Genomic DNA, 2,447 nt, shown 5'->3' with positions numbered 1-2,447 from the left:
GGCGTTAGAAAGCCAGTACAATTTGAACTACTGGGATTCGGATTCGAATCAACTTATAAGAAAGGGGACAAGGGAAAATACCAATTGGTAGTAGGTAAGAAAGCATGGACACGATTGAAAGAGCGACTAAAATCCCTCACCCGCAAAACCGCTCCGATAAGTTTTGATGAGCGTCTCCAAAAGATTAACAAAGTTCAGCGCGGATGGTTAAACTATTTTCGAGGAACAAGCATCAAAGGAAAACTCCTCAACTTTGACGGATGGCTGAGAAACCGACTACGGTATTGCATTTGGCATGATTGGAAGAAGCCCGAACGGAAGAGGAAAAACCTCATTCGATTAGGAATCGACCAACACCTTGCGTATGCATATAGTCGAACTCGAAAAGGAGAATGGGCAGTCGCACAAAGTCCTATTTTAGGAACAACAATCACTATTTCAAGGCTAAAGAAGCGTGGATACATCGCCATGTTAGAACTTCATCTATCACTTAACCCATCAAGATACGAACCGCCGTATACGAGACCCGTACGTACGGTGGTGTGAGAGGCGCACTCCGTTCGATTATGAGCGGAGCCGTCTACTCGATTGTGTGCTGGGCTTCTTCGTCATTCTACGCTTAATTTATTATCAAGCTGTTTTGTAAACAAAGGCAACCTGTCCAAATTCCTTTACAGAACTTTGACAGGCAGCCATTTTATAATAATTGTGGTGTATTTATTTAGCCGCTAAAACATCCAATTTCTCAATAAATGGTGCAGTAGCCAACAATTCAGGTGCATTTTCCATTAACGCCTTTGCAATCTTACCACCAAGATGTGCTTCTCTGCCCTCTTCATCTGAAAAAGTGTCAAAAATGCCAAATGTAGAAGCGTCAATACGGAACGCATACCATGTAATAGTACCCGTTTCTTCATTAGCAAGTGGCAATGCACTTGTGATAAAGGCTTCAACATCTTTTTCTTTTCCTGCTTTTGCTTCTAGTCGAACTAATAATCCTAATTTTTTCATGTCTTTTTATTTTTAAATTAAACCAATTTTGTTTTAACAAATGTAGCACCTTTAAACTTGTGGTGCTTTTTTATTTAGTTCAAAAACTTATGAAAAAAGGTCAAGTTTTCATCATGTTTTTTGGACTGTAACCAAATTCATTTTTAAAGGCTGTGCTAAAATTTGATAAGCTATCATAACCAAAGTCCATATAGATTTCTGATGGGGTTGCTTCATTATTAAGCAATAATTTTTTGGCTTTGTTGAGCCGTTTTAGTTGAAACCATTTTCCTGGAGACTCTTGATATAATTGTAAAAATTTCCGCTTAAAAGTAGACAGGCTCATGTTGCATAGAAAAGCAACCTCGTCAATATTCAAACTCGTGTACAGATTTTTTTCAATGACCATTTTAAAAGATAATTCTCTTTCATTGATTAATAATGAATGTAGATAAACAAAAAAACTTTGCCCATACTTATCAGCCAGATATAGCATAATTTCTTCAAATTTCAATTCCAGAATCTTTTGTGAGATTGTTTGATTCAAGCCATAAATTTGTTGAATAGAATTAATAAAATGGATAATAAAATTGTCTTTTTTGATAAGGAAATAGGGACTATTGTTCGTTGTTTTATTTAAGTCTTTTGGGTTAAATAAATGCCCATATTTCAATAAAAAATCATTAATGTTTTTTTGAGAAAAGAAAAAGAGTAGGCAACTATAACTATTTGCCCCTACAATTTCTGTTGTTAAAAAATTCCCCGATGCAAGAAGTAAGGATTGTGCAGGATTTATCGAAACGATGTCATTAGAAAAGTGAATGTCCTTTTGTCCATCCAACAAAAAACTGAATACATTTTTGTTTAGGTTAATCTTATTTTTGGAAACATGTTTATATACTTCGTAATTAGCAATTTGCAGGTCTGAAGTGTCCGTGTAGTTATTTTCAAATAAATCTTCTGGAAAATTTGTAATGTCCATAATAGTGTTGTTTTAAAAAACATTTTGGAATTGTAAATATATTACATTTCTATTTCAAAAATTGTTTGCTAAAGTTTGGATGAATAGGTCGTTTAGCCTTGCACACAACGGTTTGGGTATTGCCGAAGGCGGGGATTTTTAGCACAAAAGTTCAATCGAAGAACGAATGTTGAACCTTGCACAAATGTCCAATCGAAGCTGTTCAGCCCCGCTTTTGGCAATACCTTGTGTGTGCCCAGCATGGGCATCTTTCTCTTACGAAAGTAGGAAATTAATCTAGAGGGTGCAAGTCCCTTATGGGCGAGGGTAACGCCTTGAACCATTAGTAAATCGCAAGGGTGGTAACCGTGAGGTTACATCTGAAGGAAGCGAGACTACAAAACTCGGTACTGACGAACAGGAACCGTATAAGAGGCATTTATGCATGGGTAAGCAAGCACATCATTGTAACGCCCTAAGATTACAAAAGTGCATA

At 36.5% G+C, this 2,447-nt stretch carries 3 protein-coding genes; 1 reads left to right on the top strand and 2 read right to left on the bottom strand.

Features of this window, described 5'->3' with window-relative positions:
* The coding region (locus PUH65_RS14805) for a group II intron maturase-specific domain-containing protein (protein WP_305520882.1) at positions 1-546 on the top strand (546 nt) is incomplete at its 5' end.
* 171 nt (positions 547-717) lie between these two features.
* On the opposite strand, the gene PUH65_RS14800 is transcribed toward PUH65_RS14805, so the two are convergent.
* Together PUH65_RS14800 and PUH65_RS14795 are read right to left on the bottom strand one after the other, a co-directional pair.
* Complete coding sequence (locus tag PUH65_RS14800; RefSeq protein ID WP_305520881.1) at positions 718-1,011, bottom strand: putative quinol monooxygenase; 294 nt, start codon at positions 1,009-1,011, stop codon at positions 718-720.
* A 100-nt stretch (positions 1,012-1,111) separates the two neighbouring features.
* Positions 1,112-1,972: an AraC family transcriptional regulator gene (locus PUH65_RS14795; protein WP_065722184.1), complete on the bottom strand. Its 861-nt coding sequence runs from the start codon at positions 1,970-1,972 to the stop codon at positions 1,112-1,114.
* Positions 1,973-2,447: the final 475 nt, after the last annotated feature.

The sequence above is a fragment of the Kaistella sp. SH40-3 genome (assembly GCF_030686865.1).
In the GTDB taxonomy this organism is placed as follows: domain Bacteria; phylum Bacteroidota; class Bacteroidia; order Flavobacteriales; family Weeksellaceae; genus Kaistella.
This window is presented reverse-complemented; position numbering and strand designations above follow the sequence as displayed.

Coding starts and splice junctions, on each gene's coding strand:
- PUH65_RS14800 (WP_305520881.1), bottom strand. CDS start 1,011: ATGAAAAAATTAGGATTATTAGTTCGACTAGAAGCAAAAGCAGGAAAA.
- PUH65_RS14795 (WP_065722184.1), bottom strand. CDS start 1,972: ATGGACATTACAAATTTTCCAGAAGATTTATTTGAAAATAACTACACG.